Here is a 16,464-nt window from a genome sequence, read left to right as displayed (position 1 = left end):
TTTAGGGGCCCGTTGGGACGTTCAATTCCCAATAATTTGCGTGCGGCACGACCTACAACCTATAGTTTATGAAAAAGGCATTGAGGAAACGACTTGGTACGTGCGCCAGCTAAGACATGTCCAAACCTATCTCGTCTGTTCGATGACGCCGAGCCAGAACTGCTGGCGGCGTTTCTTCGAAGTGGAGTCTTCGACCGCCTCAAGTGGCTCGACCCCTACAAATCTGAAGGTTGGGAACAGGACGTCGATATTGACGTAAGCAGCATGCTCAGAACAGAGACCAAGCAGCAACTCAGCCCACTCGAAGAACAGGCTGCGAGAATCGTCACGGTGGCAAGCGATAGAGGCGATTATGTATTGGAAGGTCTGGCACGCACCCGACTAGAACCCCAACGCGCCATGGACTTGCGAAATCAGAGAGATCGACTTGCCAGAAGTCTTTGGCTGTTTCTCAATGATCCTGGCTTATTCGAAGCCGTGGAAAATAGTCTGCACCTGCGTCTATATCGCCGCTACGACAAACACTATCAGACCTTCATGGCCGAACCCTCGATCGAGGGTGGGCCTGAGGAAGGTAGCAAAGTGCTCGATGATCTTCTCGCGGACCTCAACGCCGAGCTTGATCGTGGCGAAGGCTACAGTATCGACAAATTTGAAATACCCGAGGATGGAGATGAACCTTCCGCAGAGATGTATCTGCTCTTTCATCCCAATGCGCCTGCAAGCGTTCGGGAGATTGACGACGAAGGCAACCGCAAAAGCATCTATTTTCGGCCGCCCGGAGAGGCGATGATCGTCTATACGCCGTCCACCGGACGTGTTCACGTTCGAGCGGGCAACAGAAACTTACGGCACACCATTGCCGAGCGCTTCGTTGAAACGGCGCTGGACCAGACTTATTCTAATCAGCCGGTAGATTTTCAGGCTTATGATATCTCGCATTTCCTGAAGGAGCTCGACCTGGAGCTGCCGGATCTTGAGGAGGCTGTGATTGACCGCGCGAGGGTCATCCGTGCGGACATTAGCATTGGCAATTTGGCAAACCGTCTCTCGCTCTCCACCACGATCGATCAGTCCATTTCTGAGATCATTGACGATCAGCCGGGACTCGCGAAGACCTTCGAAAAGGCAGTTGCAATCCGCTTCGTCGAAATCGCGGTTCGGTATCGCCGGGCTGGTGCAGAGGTGAAAACCCTCAACTTCACGCTGACCGATCGCAACACCAGCAGCCTTCTTAGCCTTGATGATCCGTTTGAACGGGTACTGGGACATCGTCTGCTGCGTCACTGGAACATCCTCCGCGAGGGCCGCGCGCCCACCGATAAGGAGAGTACGGCTGTCATCCCTGCGTTGTTGGCCATATGGGACATCGGGCGCGACAATGTATCCGGCGCGTGGCTTCAGGCGCGTAAGGTAGATCCGGGCATTCTGACCGAGCTGGGCTTTCTGGTGCCTGTCGGATGGGAGGGAGACGATCTGCTCGATGACGAGGACCAGATCGGTCCTGTAGTGGCCGGGGTGGACGTCAAGGTCGAACAGAGAGATGCAGACTCGAAAAACTACAAAGTGGCAGAATTAACCATTACGGACGGGCACGTAGCTTCGGGAATCCCGGATTACTACAGGCTTTACAGGGTGCGCAACGGTTGGGTCGAAGACCACCTGAAGGAGCGCCTTGAGGGCACACTGGATGCGCCAGCCATCGAAGAAATCAACAAGTACCTTTTCTACCTCGGAATGCTTGTCGTCGACGAGAGGGATGTTCCGGTCTACCTCGTTCGCTGTATTGATAATGAGAAGATAAGGTCCTCTGTCGATACGGAGCTTCGGGCCCGCCACCACCTCGGGATAGGACTCGTCCTTCAGGCAGGAAATGCGGCGGGGCCGTGTCTGGCCGCGAATGTAATGACGCCGCTTGCCGATCAGATCGAAGGTGATCAACCGGAAATCGCGTTGGTTGCAGACAAGCTCCGGTCTGTATTTCGTCGACATCGACTGCTTGCCAGAGGTGGACAGGCCGTGGAACTTGCCCGCGTTGGCGACAACATGGCAATCCTATTTGTTCCAGGTACAGGTACCATCGATATTAAGGGTGAGAACCGCATCGTAGTTATTCAGCGCCTGGTCGATGCCCACAACTCTGGCCCGATGCCGATGGCGACGGCCGACCTTGTCGACGGGATCGCCAAGGACCAGTCGCTGGCGAACATCTTCAACCAACCGCTTTGGAACAAGTTGAAAGCAGAATTCCTTCGAAGTCCTGGGAAGGGCAAATGGCAGATTGCCATCTGACGTTCAACTCCGGTCCGGCTCCGGTCACGGGGTCTGACTAACTCTGATTCCAAGCGTCATGTGACGGGCTCCACTATGTCAGGAGCCTACAAATGACGACACGAACCACCATCCAGTACAAAGTTTCTGCACATGACACGAGCGGACCAGCGGTCAGCGCCGACTGGCGCTGCACCTGCTGCGGCAAGCTGCTCGGCCGCCGGCACGGATCGGCGATCCTGGTGCAGTTCGCGCGCGGGCACCGCTACCGCATCTCGCGCCCTGCATCTGCGGTGTGCCGGAGCTGCGACACCTTGAACGAAACCTGATCTCCAAGCGGGCGGCCTGACGGTCGCACGCTTTTCTTTTTCAATCCGAGAGGCGCGCGACGCCCTGACCTGGCCACGATGAGGCGCCTGACGCCCGGCCGAAAGGCAGGCGTCTCATGCGAGCCTCTTGGCACGCGCTTCACGCGCAGCTTCTCCGGCAGACGGAGCGGCTGGTGATCACAAACTACTTCCGCGACATTCAAAGCAAACATCCCGATCTGGCAGGTTTTCCGGACGTGCCGGCGTTGCTGGAACACCAGCATGCACGGTACGGCGATCCCAACACGAAGAACGAAACACTGCGGGCGCTGGTGACGGCGGCGCAATCACACGCCGCCTTTGCAGACACAGCGCGGATCCTCGTACTGCTGGCACTCTGGCCCGGGCTCGACGCCCTGCACGGGCGTTTGTCTCGTTACTACAGACAGCATCCCGACATCCTCTGCGCGGAGCTCTCGGCGCGCATGGCGGAGGCCATCGCCCGCGTCGACCTCGCGCGCGTGGATCGCCTGGCCGCAACACTGCTGATGAATGTGCGCCGCGATATCATGCGGCCCCTCAAGCGAGACTGGGCGCGCAAGGAAGCGCCTCTCGACGAGAGCATCGCCGCGGCGGAGGCGCCGCCGAACACCTCTCCGGATCTCGCCTTGCAACGATTGAAGCCGCTGATCGGCCAGGATGCCGGTCTCGTGGTGGCCGTGGTGCTGATGGGGTTTACTCAGAAGGAAGCGGCGCGGGCGTTGGGGATGGGCCACGACGCGGCCCGCAAGCGCTACCAGCGCGCATTGGCGAAGTTGCGCGCCCTCGACGGAAAACTTTCCTGATGACTGTCCCATTCGGGCCTCCGGAGTGGCTTTTCACCTCAAAGACTCAAGCAAGGACACTTCACATGGAAACAGAGGATCAGGCGTATCAGCGGATCCCGGGGCTATACCGGCTCTGGGATCTACCCTTCGTCATCGACCGCCGTGACGACTACCAGGTGCATTACGTCGAACCGACCGAGGAGGGCACGCCGCTCTTCGCGATCTACCGGGCAAGCCGTGACGGGGAAAGGGTGGGGCAATGACCGAACACATGCCGTCGCACCTCACGCAACACGATCTCGCATTTCGGTGGCGCGTCAGCCGCCGCACGCTGGAGCGCTGGCGCGCGCAGGGCAGGGGGCCTGACTGGCTCAAGATCTGCGGTCGCGTGCTCTATCGCCGGTCGGACGTGGAGGCATTCGAGGAAGCGGGCCGCCGGCAAAGGGACCCGCAATAGGCCATGCGCGTGGAGCGGACTCTTCCGGCTCCACAGACAAACGAAAACAGCAACCGGGCTGCCAATGGCGGCCCCGTTGGTGCTGGTCACATCACATTCGGGCTGGCCGCCGAGCAATTGCTGTCGCAGGGTTTCGAGCCACTGCCTATCCGGATGGGCGGGAAAGCGCCCGCGGTCACACGCTGGTCCAGCGTGGAGATCGACGACGCGAAGGTGGCGCAATGGTGCCGTACGCACGCCAATTGCGGCGTGGGCCTTCGCACGGGACGGCTCATCGGGCTCGACATCGATTGCCTGGACGCACATGAGGCCCACCGTGTCCAGTCGCTGGCGGAGGCGCGGTTCGGTACGACACTCGTCCGGGTCGGTCAATGGCCGAAACGACTGCTGCTCTACCGGGCAGATCATGCGTTCCCAAAGCTCAAAACAGGATCCGTGGAGATCTTGGGTGCCGGTCAACAGTTCGTGGCCTTCGGGATTCATTCCGGCACCGGTAAACCCTATTACTGGCCAATGGGTGAGACAGTCCTCGATTGCAAGATCGACGACTTGCCCCTCATCACGGAAGACGACGCACGGGCCTTTCTGGCCGAAGTTCACCCTGGACCGCAGTGGGGCGCAAGGCGGTCAAAGAGTAGTGCACCAAGCGCGGCGACAGGCCCGGTCGAGGTCATCCGCCGCAACGGGCGTGTCGTGGACGGGCGGGATGCCTGGCTGAGCCAGATCGCGTTCCACAGTGTGCATGATCTGCTCGATCGGGGTGAAACGCCGGTCCCAGTTACCCTTGCCTCCCTCGTCTGGGAGCGGTTTGCCAACACCACCGATCTTGATCGCCCGCGTTCGTCGACCGGCCGTGCGTTTGATGTGGCTGACGCCACACGCAAGGTCGCCGACAAGCTGCGCCTGCTGGATGAGGGTCGGCTGCCCGGCAGGGAGATCTCCACGCCCACGCCGGATTACACGCCAGCCGCGCTGTCTGTGGAAGAAGGCCGCACGCGTTTGCAGGAGCTGCTGTCAGCCTACTGTCAGCAAGTTCTGGCATGGCACCGGATCCACGAGGAAGAACCACCGTCGCTCGGCGTGCGAGCGACGGTAGGTCTTGGCAAGTCCCGCGCCGCGCGCGCAGCGATCAGGGACATGAAGAAAGCGCTCCGCAACGAGGGCCTGCCGCATCGCATTCTCGTCTTCACGCCGTCTCACGCCCTGGCTGAGGAAACCGCTTGCGCCGGGCGCGACCTCGGGATCGACGCGGCGGTGCTCCGAGGCTACGAGCGCAAGGACCCGGCAACTGGTGATCCGATGTGTCGCGATATCGAGATGGTTCGGGCCGTTCTCGCGAGCGGGCTTTCCGTGCAGGACCACGCCTGTCGGTCGCGTGAAGGCAACCAATGTAGATACTTCGATAGCTGCCTCAAGCAGCAGAACCGCAAGGACGTCGCCGCGGCAGACGTTGTCGTGGCGCCCTATGATACGCTGTTTTCCGGCCTTGCTTTCTCGGAAGACAATGTTGGGCTCATCCTGGTCGACGAAGGGTGCTGGCAGCGGGCTGTCGAGACTTGTTCAGATCTGTTCGTTGAGGATCTGCTCGACGAGCCCTTCCATAGGATGGGCGAGAACAGGGTGGGCGGATCGCCGGTCGCCGCGATGGCTGATCTTTCGGCTTTCCGGCAGGCTGCCGCTCGAGCATTGCGCCAAGGGCAAAAAGGCATTTCCTTGATCCGCAGTCTGCGCGCCGAAGGTCTGACGTATGAGGACTGCCAGCACGCGGCGAAACTGGAAGAGTGGCGCAAAACCGATGCGGCCTTTATGCCTGGGCTCGACAGAGCCCATCGCGCGAAAGCCCTGCGCACGGCCAAGGCAAACCAGAGGATCGACCTGTTAAGCCGCCTCTGGCGCGCCCTGGCCGATTTGCTGCGCCATGGCGAGCAACCGGGGCAGTCCCTGCAGGTGCGCCCGGCCGGGTCAGATGGCCGGCAGGCGATCGAGATGCGGCGGGTCAAGCGCGTGCATGACAGTCTGCGAGGGAAACCTGTCCTTCACCTCGATGCGACGCTTCGACAGAGCCTCGCAGAAGCGATCCTGCCGCCGATGGAGATCGAGTGCATCGACGTCTCGGCGCCGCACATGCATCTCCGCCAGGTCACGGGGAGCTTCGGGAAGTCCATGATCTGCCCGTTGCCGGGCCTTCCAGCAGAAGAACTCAAGCGCAGGGGAAACCGTCTGCGGGAATGCGTGGATTATGTGCGCTGGCATGCGCTCCGGGTTTTTCCGCGCGATGTGCTGGTGGTGACTTACCAAGCCATAGAGGATGCATTTAGTGATATTCCGAACGTCGTGACGGCGCATTTCAACGCCGTCGCCGGGCTCGACATCTACAAGGATGTCGTGATGCTCATCAGCATTGGCCGGCCACTTCCTCCGAGCCAGGAAACCGAAGACTTGGCCAGAGTGCTGTTCGGCGGCGTCGAAGAGTCCGGCTATGTCTCGGATCGTGTCGGACTGCACATGCGCACAGGTCGGACGTGCGGGCTCGCCGCGGTTCGGCATAAAGATGGAACTGCAGAGACCCTGCGCGCGGCAATCTGCGACGATGAAATGGTGCAGGCAATCGGCCGAGGGCGCGGTGTGAACAGATCTGCCGCCAATCCGCTGGAGGTGCACATACTGGCAGACGTGGCGTTACCGCTTGTTTATGACCGCCTGACGACCTGGGACGCTGAAAAGCCATACTTGTTCCAGCAGATGCTCTTGGCGAGCGTGGCTGTGGACAGTCCGGCGGATGCCGCCGCTTTGCATCCAGAGCTATTCGGCAACTCCAATGAGGCGAAGCTGGCGTTTAAAAGGTCAGCATTTAAGGGTCAAAACCCTATGTATAGTTCTTATAGGGAAATGACCCTTAAATCGGCTGCCTATCGACGTGACGGCCGGGGCCGGTGCTGGCAGCGGGCCTGGTGGGGGGCTGGTGACGAAGCACAAGTGCGATGTCTCCTCGAAATTGCCCTTGGAAAACTGTCTGGATGGCGAATTTAGATGCGCGCGCGTCAGAATGATGCTGTCAGCGGTCGTTGGTGAAACACGCGGCGAACTTCAGCTTTGAGCCCAATTTTTCCGATTGCTGCGCTGCGTACCAATGACCGTTATCCCCGAACGCGCGGTGCGAAAGCGCTTCCCAACTGGGTGAATTTTCGTTCAAACTCAAGCCTGCAGTGAAGTGGAGGAGACCAGCGTATGCCAATTGAAACTTGGACTTTGTATGTTTTGACAGTTCTGGCTTTGATGAGCACGCCTGGACCAAGCCAGTTGTTGATGCTTACCAACAGCGGCGTTTATGGTTTCCAACGTTCGTTGTGGACCGCCGCAGGCGACCTTTCAGCAAACGCCTTGCAGATGCTGGCGGCGGGTCTGGGGCTAGCCACGATTATCGCGGCCTCTGCGACAGCCCTGACTGTCATCAAGTGGGCAGGGGTTGCGTATCTGATCTGGTTGGGTATCCGCATGATCCGACGAGCCAAACCGGATGAATCAGCCGAGCTTTCAGAACAGAAGAAAGCATCGCTGCGGACCCTATGGCTCCAAGGCTTCCTGACGTCCGCTGCGAACCCGAAGGCCGTTGTTTTCTTCGCGGCGCTCTTCCCACAATTTATCACGAGCGACGCCGCTTTCTGGCCCCAGTTTCTGATATTGTCCGCAACTTACATCGTCATGGACGGGCTCTTCCTGTCTGCCTATGGCCTCGGGTCGAGTTGGATTGTCAAACGGTTCAAGGGCAGCGCACGGGTCTGGATCGAACGGATCGGCGGTGGCTTTATGATTGGCGCAGCGTTGCTACTCGGGTTGAAGTCAATCTCGCGCCAATAACCGAGAGCGGGCATTCGACAGACAACCCGCAACGGCAGCTCTGTCCCGCATAGCTGACTTTAATGAGGCTTATAGCGAATGTCCGGTTTTTTTTGTATGTGGTCGATCGACCTTGAGTGGTTGAGTACTCAGGCGCCGAAAGGACCGACCTTCTGTAAAAGGTGTTCCCGGCAGGCGTGTCAACGGATCAGCATAGAGAGCCTCAAGACAAACTGCTTTCGCGCACAGCTGCAATCAGGCGACGGAATACGTGGTCCGGAGTCGCTTGCTTCCAGAAATTGACAAAGCGGCAGACCAGCTGAAGGTTTGCCGCTTCATAGTGCCCATTGCTATCTTTCCGGTCTGCTGACGGTAGCATGTTCTTGTCACCTCTGTACTTAAAAGGCAGCCCAGTGATCGCACACCGTTCTTCCTGCTTTTTCAAGAGACGAGCCAAAAGTGCATCAAGCTCGCTGTCAGACATCTTCAGGTCTTTTCTCTTAATTGTCACATTCTCAAATTGCCCGTTGGCAAACCGGTTCGTGACAAGAATCGAATTTTTCATGTTCGCGAGGGCCTTCGCCTTTGCTTCGCCGTCATTTTCGACCGAGGTTTTCGAGGCAGTTCCCTCATCTTTGACACCCCACCAGAGCGCATCCAGTGTCCACAAATCGATATCAAGCTTCCGGGTCAGATCAAGCAGCACCTCATTTACAGCGACATATCGTTCTCCTGTTGTTATTCCGCGCCTGAAGGCGGGCCAGAGCCCTAGAGAGCGAAGGGCCTTCTCCGAAGTCCCGTTCCAAACCCCGTACTTTTCTGGATAAGTCACCAACAAAATGGCGGAGAGTTTCGCCACCCCCATGCCAGGAGCCTTAATCGCGCTATCAACCCGCCCACTGATCGGACGTGACTCGTCCACAAGAATGCTGAGCACTTGCCGCAATCGCTTCATGTTCGCATATACCTGCGGTTGTCGCTCGAGGCCCGTCCAGTGCTTGTTGTGCTTGATACTAAGGAATTCCCTGAAATCAGCCTCGTCAAGGTCGGCCACAGCGGCGGGTCTAAAGGCGGGAGAAAACCTCTTCAGCACGTCGTCACGTTCTTTGATTATTTCACGCACTTGCAGCTCACCTTTGGCCCAAGTCAGCTTCGAATAAACTTCCAGATCCACCATGACCTCCGAAAATTTCTACTCACCAACAGTACCCGCAGAAACTGCAGCGACACAGAAAATTGTCGGAACTGGAGATGTCGGCCTAACCCTGCGACATGGTAAACGGAAATAGGAGGCAAGGTATTTCGGTTTTTCGCCGTGTAGCGATAGACACATCTGCTCATTCCAGTGCCTAAAGGTAACCGACATTGCGCCAATCACTGGTTTATTTGCGCTTGCTTCAGGTGCACACGATTCACAGGTTCGTCGCTCTCTGGCGTTGATTGTCAGAAATTGTCACAATTACAAATATTTATCCGGCTTGATATACTCCCCGAGAGGTAGGCACACAGACGGGTGCAATAAAGATCGGGGGGTACCGTGGCAACGAGAGCAGACAGGCGCGCAACGGCGATCCGGCAATGTCCGGTGGAGGAACTGATCCCCTACGCCAACAACGCGCGGACGCATTCCGACGCGCAGATCGCGCTGATAGCGGGGTCAATCCGGGAGTTCGGATTCAACAACCCGGTGCTGGTTGATGGCGCGAACGGCATCATCGCGGGGCATGGGCGCCTGGAGGCCGCGCGCCGACTGAGGTTAAAGGAAGTGCCGGTCATCGAACTTGCGCATCTCTCCGAGGCACAGAAGCGGGCCTACATCCTGGCGGACAACCGGCTGGCCGAGCGGGCAGGGTGGGACAGGGAACTGCTGGCGCTGGAACTGGGAGACCTCTCCGAGCTGGGCGTCGATCTGTCTGACCTTGGCTTTGAGGGCGCTGAACTCGATGCCTTGCTGGACAACGGCTCGGCGGACCCGCGCGAAGAGGAAACGCCGGTGCCGCCGGCGAACCCGGTGTCGCGCCCGGGTGATCTGTGGCGCCTCGGAAACCATCGGCTGCTCTGTGGGGATGCCACGAACCGGGATGATGTGAGCCGTCTTCTGGGCGACGTTCGGCCGCATCTCATGGCGACAGATCCGCCGTTTGGCGTGAACTACGATCCTGCTTGGCGCAACGAGACCGGCGCGACCAGAACGAAGCGGACGGGCAGGGTGGCCAATGACGACAGAGCGGACTGGCGCGAGGCTTGGGCGCTCTTTCCCGGGGACGTGGCCTATGTCTGGCATGGCGCTCTGCACGCGGGCACGGTTGCGGAGAGCCTGGTCGCCAGCGGTTTCGAGATCCGCAGCCAGATCATCTGGGCCAAGGAGCGGCTGGTCCTGTCGCGGGGACATTACCACTGGCAGCACGAGCCCGCCTGGTATTGCGTCAGGGGCAAGGGACACTGGTCGGGCGACCGCAAGCAATCGACGCTATGGGAGATTCCGAACCGGGACCAGGACGCCCAGACGATCCACGGTACGCAGAAACCCGTGGAATGCATGCGTCGGCCGATGCTGAACAACTCGAGCCCCGGACAGGCCGTCTATGAACCCTTTTCCGGGTCGGGGACGAGTCTTATTGCGGCCGAAACCTGCGGGCGGGTATGCCACGCCATGGAACTGGACCCGGCCTATGTGGATGTAGCTGTGCGACGCTGGGAAAGCTTCACTGGCGAGACGGCGACGCTAGATGAGGATGGCCGCAGCTTCGAGGAGGTCGCATCGAGACGGCAGGTGGAGGCGGCTTGATGGCCTGGCTGAGCGCGATCAAAGCCCGCTCGGATGGAATCGATGCGCGGCCGTAAGCCCGTGCCCAAAGCGGGCACGTTGTCCAACTCACCGCTGAACGCCCTGCCGCGGTGCCCGTCGCATCTAAATGACGTGGCTCGAAAGGAATGGCGCAGGCTCGCGACGCCACTTCACGAAGCGGGCATCCTGACTCTTGCAGACCGTGCGGCCCTCGCGGCCTATTGTCAGGCCTACGCCCGTTGGGTGCAGGCGGAAGAAAAGCTGGGAGAGGGGCCCGCGCTGCTCAAGACACCAAGCGGGTACGTCCAGCAGTCGCCCTGGCTGACGGTTGCGAACAAGCAGATGGAGCTGATGGGCCGTTACATGTCCGAACTGGGCCTGACACCGGTGGCGCGCACGCGCGTGGACATGGCCGAGACGGCTGCGATGAAAGATCCGGTCACAACGATCAAGTTCGTGACAGTCTACACCGACAAGGACGGCAATAACGTCGAGGAGGGTTCGCCGGACGACGAAACGGAGCTAGACACCCCACGCGAACCCGTGAGAGTCACTCACAAGCCTGGACGGCGCGATTAAAGCACTGATCTGCCTACACTTTTCGAGGCTTCCATCGTACAGAACTGCCAAACCAACGTTAGGCAGGTTTGTACATGGTCAGCCACACTGTCTCACTCTTGAAGCTGGTCGCCTACGAGCGGGTCTCGACGGCGCGGCAGGGGCGATCCGGGCTCGGGCTCGACGCCCAACGCAAGGCCATCGACGATTTTGCGGTGGAAAAGAACGCGCAGGTCCTGGCCCGCTTTACCGAAGTGGAGTCGGGGCGCAGGGATAATCGGCCAGAACTGCAAAGATCATTGGAGCTTGCAAGGCTGACTGGGGCGACGCTCATCATTGCCAAGCTCGATCGCCTCTCCCGCAACGCCGCTTTCCTGCTCACACTTCGAGACAGTGGTGTCCGCTTCCTCGCCTGTGACGTGCCCGACGCCAATGACCTGACCGTCGGCATCATGGCGTTGGTGGCTCAGCAAGAGCGGGAGGCGATCTCACGCCGCACGAAGGAGGCGCTGGCCGCGGCCAAGGCGCGCGGGGTGAAGCTGGGCAACCCGAACGGGGCTGCGGCGCTCAGGCGGGCGGGGAAGGGTGGAGAAGCCTTAAGGGCGGCAGTTGCTGCGAATGCGGATGCGTTCGCAGAAGGCCTGGCGCCAGTGATCCAGGGCCTGCAAGCGAACGACGTGACGACACTCCGAGGCATCGCGGGAGCGCTGAATGACCGCGGGATAATGACTCGACGGGGAGGCCGATGGCACGTCTCGAACGTGCGCGGGTTGTTGGTGCGGCTGTCACGTTGAGGTGGTTGCCGCCGGAGTACAAGCACCCAAGCTATTCAAAGCGATCGGCGCTTCTCGCATCTTATTCGCGGCGCAACAAAGTTCGAACAAGGACTGCCATGCAAAGCCTGACTGCGATTGCGAAAGGGACCGGGGCTCAAATATGTGCTATGTTCATTTTGCGGAGGAAGGTCGAATGAGCTTTGTTTCCATCACGACATGGCGAATGGTAGGCGAGGCTGAGAACCTCGAGCATGTGAAACAATTGATGTTACGAAAATACTTTCCTGGGCTCATTGCACTGGGCGCAGAGCGCTCAATGCTCGTCGACACGGAATTGGACCGTTTTGCTGTTGTAACGGTATACCCCAACCGGTCAGTTCGCGATGAAGCGCTTGCAAGTATCTCGGCTCTCAGAGGCGAAGGTGAAGAAGAATTTGGAGCGGAGCTTATGGATGCCTATGCAGGAGATATGGTGGCCTCATCTGAAGACTGAAAAGCTTTGTTAACTGCTCAGCAAAACAAACGTCGACGCATGCCACACCGAACGGCAGAATTGTCCAGTGACGGTGGCCACGTTCCCGTTTGCCGACATCTCGTCTTTACTCAGCGCACCTAAGAGCCTGCATAATGCCGCCGCTCTCACCGATGGTGGTCTATGACGGCTGGACGGTTCATGTACCGGAATGCCCTGCCTAGGTCTCAGGCACCTTGCTGCGAACGACTAAAATGAGCCCAAACCTTCTGAATGGTGCAAAGCCGCTAAATGATCCGTTGCTCCAGCTCGGCAGGATCGGCAACGTCGACATGCCAGAAGGCGCGCGCTTCAGCCGGGAGCTTGGCCAAAACGCGCTCGAAGTCTCTTCCGTTAGTGCAGCGCCGAACCGCCCATGCCGTCGCCTCAATCGCATTGTCCGGCGTTAGGTTGTGGTTCACCCGCACCTCCTTGACTTCCGAGATGAGCGTCTCTCGGTCTTCAAACGCCGCGCGAGGCTCCGTAACATCCCAGTTTTGAAGAAAGATCGCGCGAAGCACGCTTGGCAAGATACTTGCGAAGTTCAAGCCCTCCTGAGCGGTCAGACGACGCCGGAACACCTGAAAGACCGCATCGACCGCCGTGTAAGCCATATTGTCTGACTCGAGGGACATGCGCTCTTTCACGTCATCGAGGAAAGCGCGCCATTCTTTGGAGGCGTGCCGATATGTCCACGGCATTGGCATGGGTCGCTGGTTCCTGTGGCGGTATCGTCGCCGACACTCTTATCTAACTCCCCGGTATTTGTCGAAGAAACCAACAGCAGCTCCGTCCCGCACAGCTGACGCTCGCCTTATCTCTGGCACCAGGCCGCTCCCGGCACTGAGCCGATCTTCGCACACCCACGGCAGTGCCGAGGTACGGCGCACCATTCCGGCCGTTCGCTGCGGCTGCAAAAACGTTCTGAGCGCGACTGGTAGCGTGCGGGATGAAGCCGCCAATCTGGCCTAGAGGCGCTTAAGCAGGAGAACCCACTTCTCGGTGCGGGTCGCCCAGTTCTCTTTGATGCAAGGAGCGGTTGCTGTCTCGACGTATCCATGACGTTCGTACAACCGTCGAGCTCCGGTATTGTTACTCGCCACGATAATGCTCATTTGGCGCACCCCTTCGGAGCGTCCTATCTCATCCGCCAGATCCAGAAGCTGCGATCCAATCCCCTTGCCGCGGTGCGTGGGATAGCAGGCCAGCACATTTACGTACCAGCTGTCGAGGGCCTGATTTTCCAACTCCTGCAAAGGGCGAAACAGGGCAGGAAAATCTTCCCCGATTGCCGTCGGCTCATTACCAATGACATACCCGGTCAGGCATGCGACCGCGCCTTGGCCAAGGTCCACCACGGCGATCTGACCTTCCCGCGCTTTCTCTGCCTGGCGCGCCTTGCCGATGTCCCAAGGATCCTGACCATTGGCCGCAAGGCTTTTCCATATGTACAAAGGAAGGCCCTCTCCAGCGAAGTTCACGAGATCCGCGAGCTCTGCCGAGTCCGAGGGTGTGGCAAACCTGAATGGGGGTTCCAGTGTGATCATCTCAGTCTCCGAAATCTCTGCCGCAGCAGAACAAAAAAACGAGCCCTATCGATAAACCAGCAAGCAAGCGGTGTGGCCGAAGGCTCCCTTAGGCGCGAAACAATCGTTTGATGTGCCGCGCATCAAGGCGCTCCTGTCGAGATAAAGTTTCCGTTCGATGACTTCATCTTAGGTTGGGGTTAAGTCCTGCTGCGGCAAGTCAGAATACCGCCAAAAAGCCAGCTGATGGATTGCTTCCGTGAACGATTACTCTGCCAATTTCCCGATCAGGCGGTGGAACGGGTCGGGCTTTCGCCTGACCTTTATGAAACAGCCTGTCTGCAAACTACGATGCGATGACCTCTTCATTCCAACCTTGGCCGAACCGGTTGATGACATGATGCGCCGCACAACCGATGTGGCGCTTGTCAGTTCCGCAGCATCCCCCGATGACTCTGAGCCTTGGCAAGGTCTGAAAGAGATCACCGTAAAGCTTGCCGAACTCGTCGGGGTCGCCGGCATCCAGTTCCTGGGCCTCATCCAGTTCTTCGTGACTCATGCGACTGGCATTAGCGCGGATTCCACCGATGCGTGATGTCCAATCGCCAGCCAGCTCCGCCGCAAAATGATCGGGATGGGCGCAGTTGATCATGTAGAAGACCGGAGCACCGCCAGTGGCAACATCCGTCTTGGTGATTGCCCACTCGATGGTCTCGCCGGTCGGCAGGTGGCCATCGGTCTCGGTCGTAAAGCTGACAACCACGGGCAGATCCCAATCACTTGCTGCGCGGACGAGCCCAATCGCCTCGTCGGGATGTGTCATCGTCACCGCGGTTATCATCTCGATCCCTTCCTCCGCCATCCAGCGAACCTGATGTGCGTGAAGTGCCTCGGCCGCATCTTGATTGTAGAGCCGGTCAGGCGCATAGCCGTCGCCCGCCGGACCGATGGCGCCATTCAGAACCATCGGCACATCTGCGTGCCGCCCACGGGTGTCGCGCGCAAATCGCACCGCCTCGCGAGTCGCGGCCTCAAGATCGGCGAGCGACCGGCCCACGGTCTCGGGCCAGAACGCGCCTGATCGCCAGGTCGCCGTATCCAGCACAAAGCCGGTGCCCGCGCTGCGTGCAACCTCGATATAGCGGTCATAGTACCGTGCCAGGGTCGCGCAACCTTCTTCCGTGTCGAAGACATGGAACGAGGCGAAGTGCGGAAGGTCGAGGCCGTCGGAAAAGATCAGGTCGGTCTCAAGCCCGCCATCTGCCACCCATGCCTGGTTAGACGTAATGAAATTGTTGAAACTTGCTGCATGTGCCATTGCTGTGCTCCTAAATTCTTGGTTCGCTCGTTTTGATCGAGCAGCTCTTTTTTGAACAGCAGACGCATGGTACACTTTCGTCTCTGTGAGAATTTTCGATTTATTTCAATGTATTGATGATTGGGCAGCGGATCCGCACCTAGTCTACCCCGGTTGAAACCTTACCGAAGGTCCAGTTTGACATGCCAAGACCGAGCCACCGGGAAAAGCTGCTCGACATCGCGCAGGATTCGATTCTGGCAAAAGGCTTCGATGCAACCTCTATAGACGAGATCGTTGCAGCGGCGGATATCACGCGCGGCGGTTTCTTCTATCATTTTGCCGACAAAAACGCTTTGGCTCTGGCCCTGATCGAACGCCATGTCATATTTGAGGATCAGATATTCGATGACCTCTTCGCTCGGGCGGCAGAGCTATCGGATGACCCTCTCCATCGAGCTCTGATCGGGCTCAAGCTTCTTGCCGAATTGTTGGAGGACATGGAGGCCGGGCACCCTGGATGCATCGTCGCCACGGCAGCTTATCAGGAGCGGCTGTTCAACCAGGCGGTCCGCGATGCCAACCGGCGGGCCGTATTGGGTTGGCGGCGGCGCTTCCGAGAGATGTTCGACGAGATCGCGAAGGTGTATCCGCCCCAAGAAGAAGTCGACCTGAATGCGCTTGCCGATTTCGTCAGTACGGTGGTCGAAGGTGGGATCGTGATTGCCAAGTCGCTGGGTGAGCCTAAAATGACGGCTGGGCAGGTCATGTTGCTGCGGCAGTATATAAGGTTACTCTTTTTACCACGCTCCTAACTGCGGATTCATCCGATTGTGGTATACTCTATTGCAAACGTCGGGTTGGCGTTGAGGCGGGGAGTGACCGATCGGAGCAATCGCCATGACAATTGCGAACTTACCTGCAATTCGAGCCTGCAGACCCGCTTGGAACAAAGGTCGTATCGTCGCCAGAAACGACCCTTGCTGCCAAGCACGTCTGGGCCATTCGCGTTTGCGTCGAGATCGCCAAGAACCACCGGGATCTGGCTCTATTGGCAAAATGAAAAATGCGGCAACCGCCAGTCACGGACGGTCGCCGCTTTCATCATAGAAATCAGTTTTAACCACTCGTTACTGATAGTCAGCTTTGCGATTTGTCCGTGCGCAAAATGCGGCGCGAATGTGTCTAAAATTGGCCGTTCAGGGTTGTCTGCGAAACAACCCGTTTCGAGGGGGCAAACGTGAAACGAGGCTCCAAAATCCGAGTAGCGGAATGCCATCCATTAAGGGACTTTGCGCACACCTTTCA

The 16,464-nt window shown here is 58.7% G+C and carries 16 protein-coding genes; 12 read left to right on the top strand and 4 right to left on the bottom strand.

Annotated elements, in window-relative coordinates; translation table 11 throughout:
- Nucleotides 1-93: 93 nt before the first annotated feature.
- The 7 genes from FIU85_RS01975 (at nucleotide 94) to FIU85_RS01945 (ending at nucleotide 7,721) form a co-directional block, all read left to right on the top strand.
- The gene (locus tag FIU85_RS01975) at nucleotides 94-2,292 is read left to right on the top strand and encodes a hypothetical protein (RefSeq protein WP_152495653.1); all 2,199 of its coding nucleotides are present in this window, start codon (nucleotides 94-96) and stop codon (nucleotides 2,290-2,292) included.
- A gap of 92 nt (nucleotides 2,293-2,384) precedes the next feature.
- Entirely contained in the window at nucleotides 2,385-2,600 is a 216-nt protein-coding gene (locus FIU85_RS01970) for a hypothetical protein (protein WP_152495652.1), read from the top strand.
- Between the two features lie 173 nt (nucleotides 2,601-2,773).
- Entirely contained in the window at nucleotides 2,774-3,424 is a 651-nt protein-coding gene (locus tag FIU85_RS01965; protein ID WP_152495651.1) for a sigma-70 family RNA polymerase sigma factor, read from the top strand.
- Nucleotides 3,425-3,489: 65 nt separating this feature from the next.
- Complete coding sequence (locus FIU85_RS01960) at nucleotides 3,490-3,669, top strand: hypothetical protein (RefSeq protein WP_152495650.1); 180 nt, start codon at nucleotides 3,490-3,492, stop codon at nucleotides 3,667-3,669.
- Nucleotides 3,666-3,863 (top strand): AlpA family transcriptional regulator, encoded by a 198-nt coding sequence (locus FIU85_RS01955; protein ID WP_254702982.1) that lies wholly within the window; start codon nucleotides 3,666-3,668, stop codon nucleotides 3,861-3,863. Before FIU85_RS01960 ends, FIU85_RS01955 begins: the two co-directional genes overlap by 4 nt.
- Before the next feature lie 3 nt (nucleotides 3,864-3,866).
- A complete protein-coding gene (locus FIU85_RS01950; RefSeq protein ID WP_152495649.1) occupies nucleotides 3,867-6,893 on the top strand; it encodes a bifunctional DNA primase/polymerase in 3,027 nt (1,008 codons plus the stop codon).
- 198 nt (nucleotides 6,894-7,091) lie between these two features.
- Nucleotides 7,092-7,721 carry a LysE family translocator gene (locus FIU85_RS01945; RefSeq protein ID WP_152495648.1) on the top strand — a complete coding sequence of 210 codons (630 nt, stop codon included), beginning with the start codon at nucleotides 7,092-7,094 and terminating at the stop codon, nucleotides 7,719-7,721.
- Nucleotides 7,722-7,923: 202 nt separating this feature from the next.
- On the opposite strand, the gene FIU85_RS01940 is transcribed toward FIU85_RS01945, so the two are convergent.
- Entirely contained in the window at nucleotides 7,924-8,877 is a 954-nt protein-coding gene (locus FIU85_RS01940) for a hypothetical protein (protein WP_152495647.1), read from the bottom strand.
- Between the two features lie 360 nt (nucleotides 8,878-9,237).
- Here FIU85_RS01940 and FIU85_RS01935 point away from each other — a divergent pair, with 360 nt between their 5' ends.
- From FIU85_RS01935 to FIU85_RS01920, 4 genes are all read left to right on the top strand, one after another.
- The gene (locus tag FIU85_RS01935; RefSeq protein ID WP_172978773.1) at nucleotides 9,238-10,488 is read left to right on the top strand and encodes a site-specific DNA-methyltransferase; all 1,251 of its coding nucleotides are present in this window, start codon (nucleotides 9,238-9,240) and stop codon (nucleotides 10,486-10,488) included.
- A gap of 33 nt (nucleotides 10,489-10,521) precedes the next feature.
- Nucleotides 10,522-11,067: a phage terminase small subunit P27 family gene (locus FIU85_RS01930; RefSeq protein ID WP_254702981.1), complete on the top strand. Its 546-nt coding sequence runs from the start codon at nucleotides 10,522-10,524 to the stop codon at nucleotides 11,065-11,067.
- A 74-nt stretch (nucleotides 11,068-11,141) separates the two neighbouring features.
- Entirely contained in the window at nucleotides 11,142-11,840 is a 699-nt protein-coding gene (locus FIU85_RS01925) for a recombinase family protein (RefSeq protein WP_152495645.1), read from the top strand.
- A gap of 175 nt (nucleotides 11,841-12,015) precedes the next feature.
- Entirely contained in the window at nucleotides 12,016-12,315 is a 300-nt protein-coding gene (locus tag FIU85_RS01920; RefSeq protein ID WP_152495644.1) for a hypothetical protein, read from the top strand.
- Between the two features lie 266 nt (nucleotides 12,316-12,581).
- Here the strand turns inward: FIU85_RS01920 and FIU85_RS01915 are convergent, their stop codons facing one another.
- The 3 genes from FIU85_RS01915 to FIU85_RS01905 form a co-directional block, all read right to left on the bottom strand.
- Nucleotides 12,582-13,034: a DUF2267 domain-containing protein gene (locus FIU85_RS01915; protein WP_254702980.1), complete on the bottom strand. Its 453-nt coding sequence runs from the start codon at nucleotides 13,032-13,034 to the stop codon at nucleotides 12,582-12,584.
- 267 nt (nucleotides 13,035-13,301) lie between these two features.
- Nucleotides 13,302-13,880: a GNAT family N-acetyltransferase gene (locus tag FIU85_RS01910; protein WP_152495642.1), complete on the bottom strand. Its 579-nt coding sequence runs from the start codon at nucleotides 13,878-13,880 to the stop codon at nucleotides 13,302-13,304.
- A 325-nt stretch (nucleotides 13,881-14,205) separates the two neighbouring features.
- Entirely contained in the window at nucleotides 14,206-15,177 is a 972-nt protein-coding gene (locus FIU85_RS01905; RefSeq protein WP_152495641.1) for a homocysteine S-methyltransferase family protein, read from the bottom strand.
- Between the two features lie 182 nt (nucleotides 15,178-15,359).
- On the opposite strand from FIU85_RS01905, the gene FIU85_RS01900 reads away from it, so the two are divergent.
- Complete coding sequence (locus FIU85_RS01900; RefSeq protein ID WP_152495640.1) at nucleotides 15,360-15,971, top strand: TetR/AcrR family transcriptional regulator; 612 nt, start codon at nucleotides 15,360-15,362, stop codon at nucleotides 15,969-15,971.
- Nucleotides 15,972-16,464 lie beyond the last annotated feature (493 nt).

The sequence above is a fragment of the Roseovarius sp. THAF8 genome, from assembly GCF_009363735.1.
In the GTDB taxonomy this organism is placed as follows: domain Bacteria; phylum Pseudomonadota; class Alphaproteobacteria; order Rhodobacterales; family Rhodobacteraceae; genus Roseovarius.
The sequence above is the reverse complement of the archived record's forward strand: the minus strand, read 5'-3'. Positions and strand labels throughout refer to the sequence as shown.